This is a genomic window from Caulobacter sp. FWC2 (assembly GCF_002742625.1).
Taxonomy (GTDB): Bacteria; Pseudomonadota; Alphaproteobacteria; order Caulobacterales; family Caulobacteraceae; genus Caulobacter.
Genome location: NZ_PEBF01000002.1, coordinates 211,408 through 228,642, shown reverse-complemented (window position 1 = coordinate 228,642; position 17,235 = coordinate 211,408). Strand labels below are relative to the sequence as shown.

Sequence of the window (17,235 nt, the reverse complement as noted above, 5' to 3'; positions counted from 1 at the left end):
GGCGATCTGGAGCACGCCCATGGACCTTGGCATCGCCGGAAAGCGCGCGCTCGTCTGCGCCTCGTCGTCGGGCCTTGGAAAGGCCTGCGCCATCTCGTTGAGCGTCGAAGGCGTCGAGGTGTGGATCAACGGCCGGGACGCCGATCGCCTGGAGGCGGCGGCCCTCGAGATCGAGACCCTGACCGGGCGGCGGCCGCATACGATCCTCGCCGACATCGACACAGCGCAAGGACGGACGACGGCGCTGATCGCCTGCCCCGAGCCCGACATCCTGGTCTGCAACAGCGGCGGCCCCAAGCCTGGCCGACTGGCGGACTGGACCGAGGCGGCCTGGAGCGATGTCGTCGCGGCCAAGATGATCTCGCCGATCCTGTTGATCCAGGCGGTGATCGGCGGCATGCGCCAGAGGGGGTTTGGCCGCGTGGTCGCCATCACCTCGGCCATGGTCAAGACCCCGAAATTCCCGATGGCCCTGTCCACCGGACCCCGCGCGGGACTGACCGCGTTCTGCAAGGCCCTCGCCGGCGAGGCCGCCAGCGACGGCGTCACCGTCAACTGCATCCTACCCGAAAAGATCGAGACCGATCGACTGGCGCAAATGACCCGATCCCTGGCCCGCGCGCGCCAGGTCGACGAGGCCGCGGCCCGCGCCGAAATGATCGGCGCGATCCCCGCTGGCCGGTTCGGGCGCCCCTCGGAGGTGGGTGACGCCTGCGCCTTCCTGTGCTCGGATCGCGCGGGCTATATCACCGGCCAGAACCTGCAACTGGACGGCGGGGCCTATGGCGGCCTGGTCTAGGCGGGCCTGACAATCCGATTGCGCAGCACGCCGATCCCTTCGACGTCCAATTCGACCTCGTCGCCCGGCTTCAGGAACCGCTGGGCCTCCAGGCCGCAGCCGTTGCCGATCGTGCCCGATCCCAGGAACTCGCCCGGATACAGCGTCTCCGACCGCGAGATATAGGCGATCAGATCCTCGAACTTCCAATGCATCGTACTGGTGTTACCCCGACCCCATTCCTCGCCATTGACCCGCGCGATCATGGTCAGGTCGTAGGGGTTGGGCATTTCGTCGGCTGTGACCAGGCAGGGCCCCATCGCGTTGCCGGTGTCGAAATCCTTGCCCTTGGCCGGCCCCAGCTGACCGATCATTTCAACGGATTGCGCGTCGCGGGCGCTAAAATCGTTGTAGATCGTGTAACCGAAGATGTAGTCGCCGGCCTTCTCCGCCGGAACGTCCTTGGCCAGCTTCTTGATGTAGCAGCCATACTCGAGCTCGAAATCCATACTGCGCGAATAGGAGGGCCAGATCACCGCCTCCTCGGAGCCGACTACCGAGAAGCGGTTGGCCTTGTAATAGATCGGCTGTTTGGCGAAGAGGTCGAGAATCCGTTGTTCGGCTGGCGAGGGCCCGGTGTCTGCGATCACCTCGACGCCCTTGGCCTTGGCCCGCATCTCGCGCGCGGCCGAATAGCATTGGCGCAGGTGCAGCTCAAAGCAACTGCAGTCGCGCATTTGGGGCGGTGGCTGGATGGGCGCCCTCAGCTTGACGTCCGCACGGGCCAGGATCGCCGTCTCCGGCGCGGACTTGACCGCTTCCATCGCCTTGTCGAGCGCGTCGTCTCCCCCTTCGATCAACGCCAGGATATCAGCCAGTTCAGCCGCATGGTCTCCATGCCGCTGCTGATGCGCGGCGGCCAAGTCGACGATCCGGCTATCGCCTTCGATGAAGGCCCCCGCCCGGCGACGGCCCTGGGATTCAAATGTGACCAAACGCATCGGCTTCACCCTCCGTTGGCCTCATTCGGCCGGTTCTAGACGCCTGCGCGGTCCGGCCTGCAAGCCGAACCGCGGCGTGTTCTCCTGCCGCGGGACGGCGCGGCCAGTCCTTTCAGAACGGTCGGACGGTCAGTTGCAGCATGATCTCGCGACCGCGATTGACGTTGCCGCTCAGGTCGGCGAGCCCCCCGGTCAGGGCCGACCCCGTTCGGGTAGAGATCCCGGTCTGGGGCACGTTGGAAGCGACGTCGACCCGATATTTTTCCGTCAAGTTGCGCCCCACCAGCGCCAGCTCCCACCGATGGTCGCTGCGGAACACGCGAACGCCAGCGTTCAGGAAGACCACCCCATCCTGCAGGGCGCCAGGATGAAGTTCAGGATGAGGATTGTATTGGGACTTGTAGAGGCCGTCGACGTTCATGCCCCATTCGATTCCCTTGAAACCGCTCTGGCCGGTGTAGGCCGCGCCCAACGACCCGGTCCACTTGGGCGCGTTCACCATGCGCTGGCCCGCCAATTGTTGGCCTGTGTAGCGCCCAGTGGTCGGGTTGATCAGCAGGTTGCACCCTTCGGCGATGGTCTGGCCGATGTAGCAGGTCGCCAGGAAGTCAGTGTACTTGGCGTCGTTGTAGTTGGCCGCGCCGCGGATCGTCAGACCCGGCGCGCCTGCCGGCCTCCAGGTGAAGTCGCTCTCCACACCCTTTACGGTCGCCGCACCGGCGTTGTTTACGCGGATCACCGGCACGCCGCTAGAGTTGTCGAGGGAGTTCACCTGCAGGTTGGTATAGTCGTAGTCGTATGCGGCGGTGTTGACGCGCAACGCCCCGTCAAACAGAAGCGCCTTAACGCCGCCTTCGACCCCTTCGGCCGATTCCGGCAGATAGAGCGCGTTCAGCGGCGTCGTGAAGGCGGCGCCGGTATTGGTGGCCGCAGCGAAGCCGCCCGACTTGAAGCCCTGCTTGTAGGCCCCGTAGAGGGTGAGCCGTGTGGTCGGCCGCCAGGTCAAGGTCACTTCGGGCGAGGTGTTCTTGAAATCCGCCGAGGCGGGCGACACCGGCTGCGGCGCCCCGTCCCGGGTCACCGCGAAATCCTTGGTCTCCTTGCTCCAGCGCAGACCGCCGGCCAGCTCAAGCTTGCCCGTGATGTCCCAGATCGCCTGGCCGAACACCGATCGGGTCTTGCCGTCGATGTCGTGCAGGAAGAGCGGCGCGCCCGCCAGCACGTTGCGGGTGTAGGTCTGCAGATCGGAGTCCTCGTAGAAGGCTCCGACCAGGAAGTTGACCGGCCCGGACAGGTCCGTGGCCAGACGCGCCTCCTGGGTGAACTGAGTGTAGCCGGTATTGCCGGTGAAGTCGTTGGCCGCCACCGCGTCGGAAGGCGCGACAGCGTAGGTGTCGGCGCGGAAATCCTTGTTCTTGGCCCAGCCGGTGACGGATGTCAGGGTTACCCGATCGCTCGGCCGATAGTTCATTTCCAACGAATAGAGTTGCTGGCTGTAGTCGCCAGCGCCGTCCGGATCCGTGAACCCTTCGGGCGAGCCGACCAGAAAGGCCGGGTTGATGTTGCCATTGGCGTAGGTCGCGTCGGCGCGGCAGTTGTCGACCGACAACGCTGCGGCCAAGGCCGGGTTGGCCGCGCCGCCATTCAGGGCCGTGGCCTGCGGCGCCAGTTGGGGCGCGCCATTGGGGCAGTAGATCCGCTGGAACCCGCCCGCTTGATTGTAGCCGATCCCCTTGTTGTCGGCGTAGCTGAGCTTGAGCCGCGCGTCGAAGGCCTCGGTCGGCCGCCACTTCAGGGTGGCGCGCGTGAAGAAGAATTTTTGCTGCGGTCCTCGGTTCGTCGAGCCGGTCACCGAGCCCGACCGGATCGCGTTCGCAGCGGTGGCGGCGCTGTCGGCAATATTGGTGCGCCAGCCGTCCATATCCGCGCCGTAGACGACCAAGCGCGCGCCGAGCGTGCTGGTCAACGGTCCAGAGATCATCGCCTCAAGCTGACGCTCCCGAGCGTTGAACTCATAGCCGCCGCGCACCTCGGCGTCCAACGTCGAGGTCGGGTCGGCCGTGGTGATCGAGATGACGCCGGCCGGGCTGTTCTTGCCGAAGAACAGCGCCTGCGGTCCCCGAAGAACCTCGATCTTCTCCATGTCGATCTGGCCAATGCGCACCGCCCCGCCGCGCGAGAGCTGGATGCCGTCGACATTGACCGCCACCGTCTGCTCGAAGGTCGGGTTTGATCCCGCCGTCGTGCCGACACCGCGCAACGCCACCGTTCCGCCGACGCCCCCCGACACCTCCCCTACGGTGATGCCGGGCGTCACCGCGCGCAGGTCCTGCAGACTGTCAACAGCGAGAGCTTTGAGCTGCGCCGCGCCCAGGACTGTCACCGAGACCGGCACCGAGATCGGCGCCTCGTCGCGACGGCGGGCGGTGACGACAATACTGTCGAGACCGGTGGCGGACTCCTCGGTCGCCGGAGCCTGCGCCTGAACCTGGGCAAGGGCTGGGGCCGACAACATGGACGCCAAGGCCCAGGCCAGGACTCCGCGCGATACGCTCGCTCTCGCATTGGTCATTCAGATCTCTCCCCCGCTCTCGTCTTCGCATCTGTGGCGAAATCCGTTGGAGCCATTGGATCTGCCCGATCGGGCGATCTGCCGCGATGCTAGTCAGAGGCGGGAGACATCGCAAGAAAAAATCTGATACACGAATTTCATTCTGAGTTCTAAACGGGAAGACTCATTTCGAGTCCATGCGGCGCACCGCGCGCACCTAGACGCCGGGCTCGGGCGTAACCATGCCCACGAGCGTCTCGACCAGATCCTCCAGCGTAGCAGCGCCCCAGAACGCATGATTGGGATGCGCGGCCAGCGCCGCTTCTCGCGCCGTCATGATCGCGCGCAGCCCCAAGCTCAGGAACACCAGCCGGCGCTCGAGCATCTCCTGCGGCAAGGCGGAAAGCCGCCGGATATGATCCAGGCACCGCTGATAGCCCCGGTTCCAGCCATCAGCGACGATGGCGTCGAAAGCCACTCGGTTTTGCAGGCTGAAAGTGCTGATGAACCGCAGGTAGTCCCCCTCCCCTCCGCCCTCGCCGAGGTCGGTGGACGGCAGGATCAGCACCTCCATCACGTCTCGCAGCGCATGAGGCCCGCCATCGGCTTCCAGCGCATCGAGCCGGGCGTTGCGGCGCTCATCGATCAGACGCGCGCCGTCGATGACCAGCTGCTCAACCAAGTCGTCTTTGGACCCGAAATAGTAATGCAGCGACGCGCCGTTGCGATGGCCGGCCGCCGTCAGGATTTCGCGCACGGAGACAGCGTCCACGCCCCGCGCGGCGAATAGGCTCTGAGCGGCCCGCTTGATCGCGTCCCTGGCGATGTCGGCTTTCATGGATTGACGGTTTATCCCAGGCATGAAAAATAAATCAACCGTTTCATTCAATCGTTTTAGGCCTCTCGTGGATCTCGACTTCACCGAAAAGCGCGTGCTCGTCATTGGCGGATCGAGCGGGATCGGGCTGGCCTGCGCGCAAGAGTTCGCCAGGCGCGGCGCGACAGTCGCCATAACGGGCACTCGTGCGAACAAGGCCGCCTATGGCGATGGCGCTTCGGCCCTGGAGCCGTTTGAATTTTCCAGCCTGAATCTGGCCACGCCCGGCGCGATCGACCAATGGACCGCGCCTTTTGAGGCTGTTGACGTCGCGATCCTGTCCCAAGGGGCGGTGGAGTACCGGCGCAAGGAGTTCGAGGCCGACACCTTCCGCCACGTGGTGGAAGTTAACCTGACCAGCCTTATGGCCTGCGCCCAGAAGCTGGCGCCGGCGCTCGAGGCGCGGGCCGGAAGCCTGATCATCATCAGTTCGGTGGGCGGCCTGCGCGCCACGCGCGGCAATCCGGCCTATTCGGCGTCCAAGGCCGGCGCGATCCATTTGACGCGGACGCTGGGCGACGCCTGGGCCGGACGCGCCATTCGCGTCAACGGCATCGCGCCGGGCCTGATCGCCACCAAGATGACCGCGGTCACCACCTCCGACCCCGACCGCCTCCAGGAACGCCTAAGGGGCATTCCCCTCAAGCGCCTGGGCCTTCCCAAGGAGGTCGCGGGCGTGGCGCTGTTCCTGGCGTCTCCGCTGGCCTCCTACATCGTGGGCGAGACGATCGTCGTCGATGGCGGCCGCACCCTGTCCTGACAATCAAGTATGAACGGAGGCGGCCAATGGCCTGGGACTTCGAAACCGACCCCGATTTTGCCGAGCAGTTGGCCTGGATCGACGCCTTTGTCCGCGATGAGGTCGAGCCGCTCGACCTCGTCTTGCAAAGCCCATTCGACGTCGACAACCCCCTGAACCAACGTTTCGTTCGTCCGCTGCAGCAACAGGTCAAGGCGCGGGGTCTCTGGGCCTGTCACCTTGGCCCTGAGCTGGGAGGGCCTGGCTATGGCCAGGTCAAGCTGGCCTTGATGAACGAGATTCTGGGGCGCTCGATCTTCGCGCCGACCGTCTTTGGCTGCCAGGCGCCCGATTCCGGCAACGCCGAAATTCTCGCGGTCTACGGCACCGCCGAACAGAAGGCGCGCTATCTCCAGCCCCTGCTCGCCAATGACATCGTCTCCTGCTTTTCGATGACAGAACCGCAGGGCGGCGCCGACCCGACGACCTTTTCGACCCGCGCGGTCCTGAAGGGCGATCAATGGGTGCTCAACGGCGAGAAATGGTTCGCCACCAACGCCCGCTACGCGAGTTTCTTCCTGGTCATGGCCGTTACCGAGCCCGACGCTCCTCCCCATCGACGCCTTTCGGTCTTCATCATTCCCAAGGGCGCGCCCGGGCTCGAGATCGTTCGCAATGTCGGCTACGGCGATCGCGATCCGGCCCATGCCTATTTGCGCTTCACCGATGTCGCCGTTCCGCTCGATCATATGCTGGGCGGCCGCGGCGACGGCTTTGTCGTGGCCCAGGTTCGATTGGGCGGCGGTCGTATTCACCACGCCATGAGAACGATCGGAAAAGCCCGCCAAGCGTTCGACATGCTGTGCGATCGCGCCCTGTCGCGCATCACGCGCAACGAGCTGCTGGCCGACAAGCAACTGGTTCAGGAGAAGATCGCCGACAGCTGGATCGAACTCGAGCAATTTCGCCTGCTGGTCCTACGCACGGCCTGGAAGATCGATCGCGAGCAGGACTACAACAAGGTGCGTGGCGACATTTCGGCGGTCAAGGCGGCCATGCCCAAGGTGCTCCACGACATCGCCGCGCGCGCGGTCTATGTCCACGGCTGTCTGGGACTGTCGAACGAGACGCCGTTGGCGGCGATGGTGCTGGACTCGTTCCAGGTCGGTTTGGCAGACGGACCGACCGACATTCACAAGGTGACCCTGGCCAAGCAGCTCCTGCGAGGCCGAAAGCGTTCGCCGGGTCTCTTTCCGGATTACCATCTGCCCGCGCGTCGTCAGGCGGCGCTGAGCAAGCTTGGCCTGACCGGCGGCGAGGCGGGTCTGAGGGCGGCGGTCGCATGACCATCGATCGTCCCCACGGTCTCGAGTTGGTCGACCTCGACTCCCTGTCCGCGTGGATGGATGGCGAAGGTTTGGGTTCGGGCCCCATCGTCGACGTCGTTCAATTAACCGGCGGCTCGCAGAATGTCCTGCTACGCTTCAACCGAAGCGGTCGCGGCTACGTCCTGCGCCGTCCGCCCGCCAATCCGCGCCATGACGGCAGCGATACGATGCGGCGCGAGGCGCGCGTGCTCAAGGCGCTCAGGGGATCGGGCGTGCCTCACGCCGGCCTGATCGCCGCGTGCGACGACGCCTCGGTGCTCGGGGCGGCGTTCTACTTGATGGAACCGCTTGAGGGATTCAACGCCGCGGTGGGCATGCCGCCCCTGCACGCCGGGTCGCCCGCGGCGCGGCGCGCGATGGGCCTGTCGGTTGTTGACGGCCTGTCCCGCGTCGCGCTCATCGACTATGCGGCGGTCGGGCTTGCTGATTTTGGCAAGCCGGATGGCTTCCTTGAACGCCAGGCGCGTCGCTGGCTGACGCAGCTTGAAAGTTACGCGGAGTTCCCAGGCTGGCCCGGCGCCGTCGGCCTGCCCGATGTCGGCCCCATCGGCGACTGGTTGGAAGCCCATCGGCCCAGGACCTTTCGTCCCGGCCTGATGCATGGCGACTTTCATCTCAAGAACGTGCTGTTTCGTCAGGACGCGCCGGTCATCGAAGCCATCATTGACTGGGAGCTGTCGACGATCGGCGATCCCTTGGTCGATCTCGGCTGGCTGCTGGCGACCTGGCCGGGTCCGGGCGGAGACATGAGCCAGACGACGATCGTCGTCGAGCCGTGGGAGGGCTTTCCGGAGTCCGAGGAACTGGTTGAGGTCTATGGCCGGCTGACGGGTTCGGATCTGTCGAACCTGAATTGGTACCGGGTGTTTGCTTGCTACAAGCTGGCCTTGATCCTGGAAGGCAGCTACGCGCGGGCCTGCGCCGGCAAGGCCCCGATGGATATCGGCCAACGCCTGCATGGCAACGCCGTGCGCTTGCTCGGGCGCGCGGGGCGCTGGATCGAGGGAAAGCGGACATAAGAACGCCCGCCGGTGGCTGTTCCGGCGGGCGCCTTGATCTCCGGCCGGGCCGTCTAGCGGCGGCCCGAGACCGTCGATTCCGCAGAAGCGTTCGCGAACATCCGGTTGATGTCGCCCGAGGTCACCGGCTTGCCGGCTTCCCGCTTGGGCGCAGCGCCCCCGAGGCCGAGCAGCGGATCAGTATGAACCGGGACGGCCGCGGCCGCCGCCTTCAGGGCGCCGACGGTGCAATCTTCCTTCTTCAGCACCGAGAACGGGTCATAGGAGAATTCGCGCATCGCATTGATGTGGGTGATCTTGTCGATCGTCTCACGCGACAGGTGCTGAACGTCGTTCCACAGCTTCTCGGCCGAGTGCGGCCAGACCGAGTCCGAGTGCGGATAGTCGCATTCGTACATGACCATGTCCTCGCCGATGTAGTCGAGGTTGGCCAGACCGAACTTGTCTTCGATGAAGCAGCTGATGATGTGCTTCTTGTAGATGTCGCTGGGCATCACGCCGGGGCCGAAATTCGAATTGGTCCAGGCATTGTGGTGGCCGTGGGTGAAATCGGCGCGTTCCAGCAGGTAGGGAATCCAACCGATGCCGCCTTCGGAAAGGGCCATCTTCAGCGTGGGGTACTTCTTCCACATCGGCGCCCAGATCCAGTCGGCCGCCGAGTTGGCGATCGAGATCGGCATCGAGGTGATCCAGGCGTCGATGGGCGACAGGTCCGACGCGTGCGCGGCCGCCGAGCCCGTGCCGATGTGGCAGCAGATAACCACCTGATTGTCGGCGCAGGCCTTCCAGAGCGGATCCCAATAGGCGTCATGCAGCGAGGGCCAGCCCGCAAGCGCCGGGTTGTCCGAGAACGACAGGGCGTGGACGCCCAGCTTCGCCATTCGCTCCACTTCGGCGACGGCCGCCTGCATGTCCCAGAACGGCGTCAGCATAAGCGGGATGAAACGGCCGGGCGCGGCGCCGGCCCAGTCATAGAAGTGCCAGTCATTGTAGGCCCGGATCGCCGCCAGGGCGACCTCGGGATCCTGCTTCGAGGCGGTTTGGAACCGAGCGCCGGCGAACCCCGGGAACGTCGGGAAGCAGATCGAACCCAGGATGCCGTTGGCGTCCATATCCTCAACGCGCGCCTTGATGTCCCACGTGCCGCGGCGCATCTGCGCGTAGTTGAGCGGCTCCATGCCGTACTCTTCCTTCGGGCGGCCGACGACGGAATTGAGGCCCATGTAGCCGGAGGCCTTTTCCTCGAACATCCAGACGTCGCGACCGTCGCGCTCTTCGATGTGCGGCTCGCGGCCTTTCAGGTGCTGCGGCCAGTGTGGCGTAAAGGCATTCGGCGGCTCGATGACGTGGTCGTCCACGCTCACAAGGATCATGTCATCGACTGTCATCTGGCTTTCCTCGCTTCCAAAAGGGCGGCTTGTCGCCGCCTCTCAACCGGGCAGGGCTTTTGGACCGCCACCGCCATTCAGAATTTCTTTCTATAACAAAAACCGCAAAAGTGTCTAGAAAATACCTGCCATCGTCATCTCGGCATGGCGGCAAAAAAAGCGGGGTAGTCGATGATCGTCCGCATGGACCACTTCACCGTCATGACGGACCGATTGACCGAGACTCTCGATTTCTACGCCATGCTCGGGCTGACGATGGGGCCAAGGCCCGATTTTGGCGTCGGCGGAGCGTGGCTCTATGTCGGCGATCATCCGCTTTTGCACATCGTCGAGACGACGCGCATGCCCGAGCCGCGGCGAGGGGCATTGGACCACATGGCCTTCTTCGCGCAGGGCTTTCAGGCGGCCGCCGCGCGCATCGCCGCGGCGGGCCTAACCTATCGGGTGATCCGCACGCCCCGCCCGTTCAGCTTCTGGCAGCTGTTTTTGTTCGATCCGAACGGCGTCGAAGTCGAGCTCGATTTCGCCGCCGATGAAGCCCCGCCGCCGGACTGGAAGACCAGAGCCGGCCTAGGCGATCGTTGATGACGCGGCGATCAGGTCAGGGCGCTGGTCAGGCGCCGGCCAGCGTCGCGCAGGGCAGTGCCAATCTCTTCGAGCGCGGCGTCTTCATACTGGCCGAGCAGCATCACCCCAACGATGCTGAAGGCCACATCGCCGGTTCGGTCAAACACCGGCGCGGCGATGGTCTGCACGCCTTTGGTGAAGTAGCCCGGGTCGCTGGCCCAGCCGCGCCTCTCGGCGGCCTCCACCTGTTCCCAGTAGTCCTCGAAGGTCAGGGGTGTCTGCCAACGCAGAGCCTTGAACGCGGTCTTCAGGTCCTTTCGCGTCCAGCCCAGGTGCGGCGCCATGATCCGGCCCGTCGAGGCCATGAGCACAGGCAGTCGCTGGCCTTCGGCCATTTCAATGCGAACGTTCGCCGGGCTCGGCACGCTCTTGACCAGAATGATCTTGTCGGGCCCCAGTCGCTTCCACAGGGTCACGGTGATGTTGAAGCGATCGGCCAGGTCGCGCATCTGCGGCGTGGCGGTCGCCACACGTTGACCCTCGGTCAACAGATTGCCCATCAGCGTCGTCAAACCAACGCCCACGGTATAGGTCTTGGTGAGCGGATCGAACTCGACGACATCCTCCAGCACCAGAGTGCGAAGGATGTTGAAGCAGGTGCTGGCGTTGAGCCCAAGGCTCCGCGAGATGGTCACCGACCGTGTCGGCCCGCCCGATTCGACCAGGAATTTCAGGATACGGATCGCATTGGCCGCGGGTTTGACGATCACCGTCTTTTCGGAAAGGTCGCTCCCCCCTCCGTCAAGGCTCTCCCCATCGTCGCGGGAGACCGTGCCCACTGCTGATCGCGCCATGCGCACTCCATCTTCGACGAACACCGCCAAATTCAAGCAATTCACTATCAGAATCATACTGAAAGCGAAACATCAGCGCTGCGGCGGGACGCTTCCATACATTCTGATATTCAAATGACGTTTCGCATAGCGCGATCCGAAAACCTTTGGAAGGGTAAGCCTTGGTTGATGAACGCATCGCGCTCTGCAGGGGCTGCCGGGTCGGGGACAGAAGCTGCCGGTTCGGGGCCGACCTATTTAACGCCACGTCTCCCGAAGAGGGCGTGGCATTCGTACAATGTCCCGCCGATTTCGACGGCGGTCCGGAAGTTGCGCACGGCGGCTGGATCGCCGGCGTTTTCGACGATGTCCTGGGCCGTTTTCTGACCCATCGCGGCGTCAAGAGTGTGACCGCCACGCTCTCGGTCAGCTTCCTCATGCCCGTCCCGGTTGCGCGGCCGCTCGTCCTAAGGACGCGGGTCCTGTCGCGTGAGGGACGGCGTATCACCATGGCGGGCGCGTTGCGCCTCGAGGACGAGCACCAAGATCGGGCCACGGCCGAAGGGGTCTGGGTCGAGAGGCGACCGGATCACTTCGAGCGGCATCGCGCTCAGATGTCCGCGGATCGTCCCGACCCGCCCTGACGGTTTGTCGATCGAAGGCGATCGGCGCCCTAGAAGGCGTCGCGGAGGGCGTCTTCCATGGCTTGCGGCGGACGCCCAGCAAGTCTTTCGATATCGCCGGTGACAATGTCGAAACCGCCATCGACGAAGCCTTGCCGAATGGACAGCGCGACCTCGACAACATGCGGCGGAAGACCGCTCTGGCTCAGGCCGGCGCGCAACGCCTCGGGGGTCAGCACTGTTGAGGCCAACGGCCTTCCGCTGAGCCTGACGATCAGGTCCAGACGCTCGGCGACCGACCATGTCCGCGGGCCGGTCCCGGTGTAGATGGCGCCCTCGTGTCCGGCCCCTGCCAGGAGTCCGGCCGCGGCGGCGGCAAGGTCCGCGCGCGAGACAAAGGCGACCCTACTTTCACCAAGCCCGACGAGGGCGCCCTGGTCGAACGCGCGCCGCGCCTCGTCCGCGAAGGATTCGATATAGTAGTTCATTCGCAGAACGCTCCAGCGCGCCGCGGTGCGCATCAGATGCTGCTCGGTGGCGAAGTACGAAGCCCAGACGTCCGGCTCGGGCCTGGCCCTCGCGCCGGACGAGGACATGAAGGCGATATGCGCGACACCGGCTCGGTTCGCCGCGTCGATCGCCGCGATATTCTGCCTGGCGCGTTGGCCAGGCGCGAGCGCTGTCGTTGGAATGATCAGCAGACGGTCAAGGCCGGCATAGGCGGCTGTAAGGCTTTCCGGCTGATCATAGTCGCCGAACCGCGTTTCGGGCGCGGAGAGGTTCGACGGCGTGCGCGATATGCCCACGACGTCATGGCCGCCGCGGCGCAGAAGCTCATCCACGACGCCGGCCCCGAGCTTGCCGCCCGCGCCGCTGATCCCGATCTTCATGTGATGGCTCTCCCCACGCATCGCGACGCCGATGCGAGAATTCGATTCTAATATAAGAATTCTATTCCGGCCGAAGCCGAGCTTTCAAGCGCCGGGCGCGGGTGGCGCTAGACTTCTTTGATTGGGATCGAGACGTCAGCCAGGCGAGCGGGATCCACCTCGCGACGCGACGCCAGCCATTGGCGCCCGACCATGAATTCCGGCGGGCTGTTGATCGCCTCCACCGCCTGGACACGACCCTTGGAGAGGTGAAACAGCGAGAACTTGCGCGCCGCCGGATCGCCGCGCAAAACTACCGCGTCGACGTCGAACGGCATGCCGCCGATCTGCAGCTTGATGTCGTATTGATCGGACCAGAACCACGGCGTCTCGGGCTTTGGCTCGGGCGCGCCGACGATGGCGGCGGCGGCTTGGCGCGCCTGTTCCAGCGCATTGGGCACGCTCTCCAGACGCAAGGTCCTGTCGTAGAACGTCATGGGCCGACGCGTCACGTCACCGATGGCGAAGACGCGCGAATCCGAGGTCCGCGCTCGGCCATCCACGATCACGCCATCATCACACGCCAAGCCCGCAGCCACCGCCAAGTCATCGTTTGGAACGGCGCCGACGCCAACCAACACCGCATCGCAATGGAGCGGCGGCCGACCTGAAAGCCTCACCCCCGACACGTGCCCATCCAGCCCCTCGTATCCTTCGACCGCAACGCCAAAGTGAAAACGGACGCCATTCTGCTCGTGAACGTCGCGAAAGAACGACGACATCACTGGCCCCGCGACCCGGGCCAAAAGGCGGTCTTCACGCTCGAGCACGTCGACCTCGGCGCCCAGCTGGCGCGCTGAGGCCGCGACCTCCAGGCCGACATAGCCGCCGCCGATGATCGCAAGCCGAAAGCCCGGACGGAACCAGGCCTTGATGGCTTCGGCGTCCTCGATCGTGCGCAGTTCTAGGAAGCCCTTCAGATCGCTGCCGGGCAACACCAGCTTTCGCGCCCGCGAGCCCGTCGCCAGGATCAAAGTGTCGTAGGAGAGGGTGTCGTCGGTCGACATCGTCAGCTGTCGCGCCTGGCGATCGATGTTCACCACGCGGGTCGAGGTTCGCAGCTCGACTTGATTTTCGGCGTACCACGCGCGGGGCCGAAGCAGCAGACCATCCTCGCCAACCTCGCCCTTAAGCCACCCTTTCGAAAGCGGCGGGCGCTGATAGGGCGGGTGAGGCTCCTCACCGATCAGAATGATGGGCTGGTCATGGCCGAGCTGTCGAAGAACGGCGGCGGCGGCGCCTCCCGCATGACCCGCCCCGATGATAACCGTGCTCATGACTCGCCTTTCATAGTTTGCGCCGCCATCGCGCCGGCGGACGCAAGCGCCCGCGGCGTCTTCGGCGTCCCGACCGGCACGGCGCCTGCTGATGTTCCGAGACGCCTATCTGGACCCATCCTCACGCCTCGCCAAGAAGACGTAGGGCCTGTTTGAGATGAGGCGCATCCAACATGCGTCCGTTCCATTGCACCGCGCCGGCGCCAGGCGTCTCGGCAAAAGCCGCGACAACCGATCGGGCTTGATCAAGCGCCTCGGCGGTCGGCGTGAACGCCAGGTTTATGGCTTCGACCTGAGACGGATGGATCGCCATCATGCCCGAGAAGCCATCGAAAGCGCCCCTTGCGGCGTAGGCGGCCAGGCCGTCCAGATCGCGGATATTTGGATAGACCGTTTCGATCGCCAGGGTTTTGGCGGCGTGGGCGGCGAACAAGCTGAGCGTGCGGACCAATTGGTAGGGCGCGGTGAGCAGCCCCGCGGCGTCGCGGCTTCCAGCAGCCCCTATGGCGGCGGGCAGGTCCTCGGCCCCCCAGGTCAGCCCGAGCAGACGATCGGCGAAGCGGACGTACTCGGCCATTCGGAACACGGCCAAAGGGGTTTCCGTCGCGATCGGCAGGATCGGCGGCAGCGACAGATCCTTTGCGGCCGCATCCAGGCGGTCAAAGGTCTCAACGCCTTCGGCCTTGGGCAGGACCAGTCCCTGGCTTGCCGCCGCGGTTTGCAGGTCGGCTCGGAGCCATGGGCTGTCCACCGGATTGATGCGGACTAAGTGAACGACACCACCGACGGCCGCGGCCAAATAGTCGGCGACCGCCTGCCGGGCGAAGGCCTTTCGCGCCGGCGCCACGGCGTCCTCAAGATCAAGGATGATCGCATCGGCGCCGGAGGCGGCGGCTTTGTCGAAGCGCTCCGGCCGGTCGCCGGGGACGAATAGGAGTGATCGCAATTTCATGGGCGTCGAGCCACGAGAGCCGTGCGCTGGCACGAACAAACAACCTCGTCACGCTGGTTCAGCAGCTTGTGCGCGAAGGTCACCAGACCGGCGAGGGGTCGCGATCGACTGTCCTTGAGCCCCACGACCTCCGTCTCGGCGCGCAGGGTGTCGCCGATGAACACCGGCGCGGGCATGACCAGCGTGTCGTATCCGAGGTTGGCGACAAGCGTCCCCAGCGTCGTGTCGCCCACAGAAAGGCCGACCATCAGGGCGAAGGTGAAGGTGCCGTTGACGAGGATACGGCCAAATTCGCTCGCCCTGGCCGCCTCGGCGTCCAGATGCAACGGTTGCGGATTGTGGGTCATGACCGAAAACAGGAGGTTGTCCGTCTCGGTCACGGTGCGGCGGATGTCATGCGCCATGCGGTCGCCGATGGTCCAGTCCTCGAAGTGGCGCCCAGCCATCAGTCCGCCCCCGTCTCGATGCGCGCCAGCAGCGCCCCCTCCCCGACCTGGTCGCCGGCCTTGACCACCAGCGTGCGAACGACGCCATCGAAAGGCGCGATCATGCCGTGTTCCATTTTCATGGCCTCCAGCGTCAGAAGCTTCTGGCCACGCAACACCGTCTGCCCCGCTTCGACATCAACCGCGATCACCCTCCCAGGCATGGGGCTGAGGATCGCGCCGTCTGACGCGCGGCCGTCGCCGACGCCGTCCACGCGGCCTGGACCGATGGACCAGGCTTCGCCGTCGAGGAACAGGACGTCGCGCCCATCGATCGACGTAACCTGGCCTCTGGCCTCCGGCGCAGGCTCGGCAAGCTGAATAGAGCCCGCCACGTCGACCGCGACGCGGCGCTGAGCTGGCCCATTGGCTCGAAAGCCGGTCAGGTCAATCCAAGGGCGGCCCATGGGCGCCGAAAGGAGCGCCGAGGCGGCTTCCGCCTGGATCGCTGCGGAGGGTTCGGCGGCTGGAACCAGGGCGGACAGGCCGCGCTCGATGAAGCCCGTATCGACTCTGCCGGCCACGAAGTCGTCATCGGCCGCCGCCCGCGCCAGGAAGGCGGCGTTCGTACGGACGGGCCAGACTTGAACCTGACCGGCGGCGGCGGCGAGCTTGGCGGCCGCCGCCTGGCGCGTCGGCGCATGGACGATCAGCTTGGCGATCATTGGATCGTAGAACGGCGTGACTTCACCGCCTTCGTGAACCCCCGTGTCGATGCGGATATCGCCGGGCAGCCGCAGCCTTGTCAGCGGCCCCGTGGAAGGCAGGAAGCCGGCGGTCGGGTTCTCGGCGTAGAGGCGCGCCTCCATGGACCAGCCGGTGATCTGCAGTTCGTCCTGGCGCTTGGGAAGGCGCTCGCCCGAGGCGACCCGCAGTTGCCACTCGACCAAGTCCTGACCCGTGATCGCTTCGGTCACCGGATGCTCGACTTGCAGCCGTGTGTTCATTTCCATGAACCAGATGCGGTCGGACCGCAGGCCGTCCGAGGCGTCGGCGATGAACTCGATCGTGCCGGCCCCAACGTAGTCGACGGCCTTGGCCGCCTTTACCGCCGCCGCGCAGACGGCTTGGCGTACATCGGCCGTCATGCCCGGCGCAGGCGCTTCCTCGATCACCTTCTGATGGCGTCGCTGCAAGGAGCAGTCGCGTTCGAACAGGTGCACGACGTCGCCGTGAGTGTCGCCAAAGACCTGTACCTCGATGTGCCGCGGCGACAGGATGTACTTCTCGATCAGGACCCGATCATCACCGAACGACGCGGTCGCCTCCCGCTTGCATGAGGCGAGCATATCGAGGAACTCGGCGGAGGCCTCGACCTTGCGCATACCCTTGCCGCCGCCGCCCGCGACGGCCTTGATCAGGACCGGATAGCCGATGGCGTCGGCCTGTGCTCTGAGGTGGTCGGGATCTTGGTTGTCGCCCATGTAGCCGGGGGTCACGGGCACGCCAGCGGCGAGCATCAACGCCTTGGCCGAATCCTTGAGACCCATGGCCCGGATCGAAGACGCGGGCGCGCCGACCCATATCAGGCCAGCGGCCTGCACCGCATCGGCGAAGTCGGCGTTCTCAGACAGGAAGCCATAGCCTGGGTGAATGGCCTGGGCCCCGGTCGCTTTGGCGGCGGCGATGATGCGCTCGCCAAGCAGATAGGATTCTCGAGCCGGCGACGGGCCGATATGCACGGCCTCGTCGGCGAGCCGGACATGCAGGGCCGCGCCGTCAGCGTCGGAATAGACCGCGATGGTGCGCACGCCCAACGCCCGGGCCGTCCGGATGATGCGACAGGCGATCTCGCCGCGATTGGCGATAAGCAGGGACTCGATCATGG

General features: G+C 65.3%; 16 protein-coding genes. 6 read left to right on the top strand and 10 right to left on the bottom strand.

Annotated features, from left to right (window positions below):
* Window positions 1-19 precede the first annotated feature (19 nt).
* Window positions 20-799 carry an SDR family oxidoreductase gene (locus CSW62_RS25835; RefSeq protein WP_062099318.1) on the top strand — a complete coding sequence of 260 codons (780 nt, stop codon included), beginning with the start codon at window positions 20-22 and terminating at the stop codon, window positions 797-799.
* Here CSW62_RS25835 and CSW62_RS25830 read toward each other — a convergent pair.
* The 3 genes from CSW62_RS25830 to CSW62_RS25820 all read right to left on the bottom strand — a co-directional run bounded on the left by CSW62_RS25830 (window position 796) and on the right by CSW62_RS25820 (window position 5,168).
* Complete coding sequence (locus tag CSW62_RS25830) at window positions 796-1,779, bottom strand: fumarylacetoacetate hydrolase family protein (protein WP_062099374.1); 984 nt, start codon at window positions 1,777-1,779, stop codon at window positions 796-798. The two genes, CSW62_RS25835 and CSW62_RS25830, sit on opposite strands and share 4 nt — an antisense overlap.
* 112 nt (window positions 1,780-1,891) lie before the next feature.
* Window positions 1,892-4,351: a TonB-dependent receptor gene (locus CSW62_RS25825; RefSeq protein ID WP_099582592.1), complete on the bottom strand. Its 2,460-nt coding sequence runs from the start codon at window positions 4,349-4,351 to the stop codon at window positions 1,892-1,894.
* A gap of 196 nt (window positions 4,352-4,547) precedes the next feature.
* Window positions 4,548-5,168: a TetR/AcrR family transcriptional regulator gene (locus tag CSW62_RS25820; protein WP_158235513.1), complete on the bottom strand. Its 621-nt coding sequence runs from the start codon at window positions 5,166-5,168 to the stop codon at window positions 4,548-4,550.
* A 67-nt stretch (window positions 5,169-5,235) separates the two neighbouring features.
* Between CSW62_RS25820 and CSW62_RS25815 the strand changes: the two genes are divergently transcribed.
* Genes CSW62_RS25815 through CSW62_RS25805 form a run of 3 tightly spaced genes read left to right on the top strand, consistent with a single transcriptional unit; the run spans window position 5,236 to window position 8,353 of the window.
* A complete protein-coding gene (locus CSW62_RS25815) occupies window positions 5,236-5,967 on the top strand; it encodes an SDR family NAD(P)-dependent oxidoreductase (protein WP_099582590.1) in 732 nt (243 codons plus the stop codon).
* A gap of 26 nt (window positions 5,968-5,993) precedes the next feature.
* Window positions 5,994-7,292 (top strand): acyl-CoA dehydrogenase family protein, encoded by a 1,299-nt coding sequence (locus CSW62_RS25810; RefSeq protein ID WP_099582589.1) that lies wholly within the window; start codon window positions 5,994-5,996, stop codon window positions 7,290-7,292.
* Window positions 7,289-8,353: a phosphotransferase family protein gene (locus CSW62_RS25805; RefSeq protein ID WP_099582588.1), complete on the top strand. Its 1,065-nt coding sequence runs from the start codon at window positions 7,289-7,291 to the stop codon at window positions 8,351-8,353. The genes CSW62_RS25810 and CSW62_RS25805 overlap by 4 nt, the downstream gene beginning before the upstream one ends.
* Before the next feature lie 53 nt (window positions 8,354-8,406).
* Here the strand turns inward: CSW62_RS25805 and CSW62_RS25800 are convergent, their stop codons facing one another.
* On the bottom strand, window positions 8,407-9,741 hold the full coding sequence (locus tag CSW62_RS25800) for an amidohydrolase family protein (protein ID WP_062099327.1): 1,335 nt from the start codon (window positions 9,739-9,741) through the stop codon (window positions 8,407-8,409).
* Window positions 9,742-9,912: 171 nt separating this feature from the next.
* Between CSW62_RS25800 and CSW62_RS25795 the strand changes: the two genes are divergently transcribed.
* Window positions 9,913-10,326 (top strand): VOC family protein, encoded by a 414-nt coding sequence (locus CSW62_RS25795; protein WP_062099329.1) that lies wholly within the window; start codon window positions 9,913-9,915, stop codon window positions 10,324-10,326.
* Window positions 10,327-10,337: 11 nt separating this feature from the next.
* On the opposite strand, the gene CSW62_RS25790 is transcribed toward CSW62_RS25795, so the two are convergent.
* Window positions 10,338-11,186, bottom strand: coding sequence for an IclR family transcriptional regulator (locus CSW62_RS25790; protein ID WP_233206826.1), 849 nt, complete (start codon window positions 11,184-11,186; stop codon window positions 10,338-10,340).
* A gap of 137 nt (window positions 11,187-11,323) precedes the next feature.
* On the opposite strand from CSW62_RS25790, the gene CSW62_RS25785 reads away from it, so the two are divergent.
* The gene (locus CSW62_RS25785; RefSeq protein ID WP_199170755.1) at window positions 11,324-11,785 is read left to right on the top strand and encodes a hotdog domain-containing protein; all 462 of its coding nucleotides are present in this window, start codon (window positions 11,324-11,326) and stop codon (window positions 11,783-11,785) included.
* A gap of 29 nt (window positions 11,786-11,814) precedes the next feature.
* On the opposite strand, the gene CSW62_RS25780 is transcribed toward CSW62_RS25785, so the two are convergent.
* The 5 genes from CSW62_RS25780 to CSW62_RS25760 all read right to left on the bottom strand — a co-directional run bounded on the left by CSW62_RS25780 (window position 11,815) and on the right by CSW62_RS25760 (window position 17,233).
* Window positions 11,815-12,654 (bottom strand): NAD(P)H-binding protein, encoded by an 840-nt coding sequence (locus CSW62_RS25780; protein ID WP_099582586.1) that lies wholly within the window; start codon window positions 12,652-12,654, stop codon window positions 11,815-11,817.
* A 107-nt stretch (window positions 12,655-12,761) separates the two neighbouring features.
* Window positions 12,762-13,970 (bottom strand): NAD(P)/FAD-dependent oxidoreductase, encoded by a 1,209-nt coding sequence (locus tag CSW62_RS25775; RefSeq protein WP_099582585.1) that lies wholly within the window; start codon window positions 13,968-13,970, stop codon window positions 12,762-12,764.
* A 121-nt stretch (window positions 13,971-14,091) separates the two neighbouring features.
* Window positions 14,092-14,922 (bottom strand): CoA ester lyase, encoded by an 831-nt coding sequence (locus CSW62_RS25770; RefSeq protein ID WP_099504283.1) that lies wholly within the window; start codon window positions 14,920-14,922, stop codon window positions 14,092-14,094.
* The gene (locus tag CSW62_RS25765; RefSeq protein WP_099504281.1) at window positions 14,919-15,368 is read right to left on the bottom strand and encodes a MaoC family dehydratase; all 450 of its coding nucleotides are present in this window, start codon (window positions 15,366-15,368) and stop codon (window positions 14,919-14,921) included. The genes CSW62_RS25770 and CSW62_RS25765 overlap by 4 nt, the downstream gene beginning before the upstream one ends.
* Window positions 15,368-17,233 carry a biotin carboxylase N-terminal domain-containing protein gene (locus CSW62_RS25760; protein ID WP_099582584.1) on the bottom strand — a complete coding sequence of 622 codons (1,866 nt, stop codon included), beginning with the start codon at window positions 17,231-17,233 and terminating at the stop codon, window positions 15,368-15,370. Before CSW62_RS25760 ends, CSW62_RS25765 begins: the two co-directional genes overlap by 1 nt.
* Window positions 17,234-17,235 lie beyond the last annotated feature (2 nt).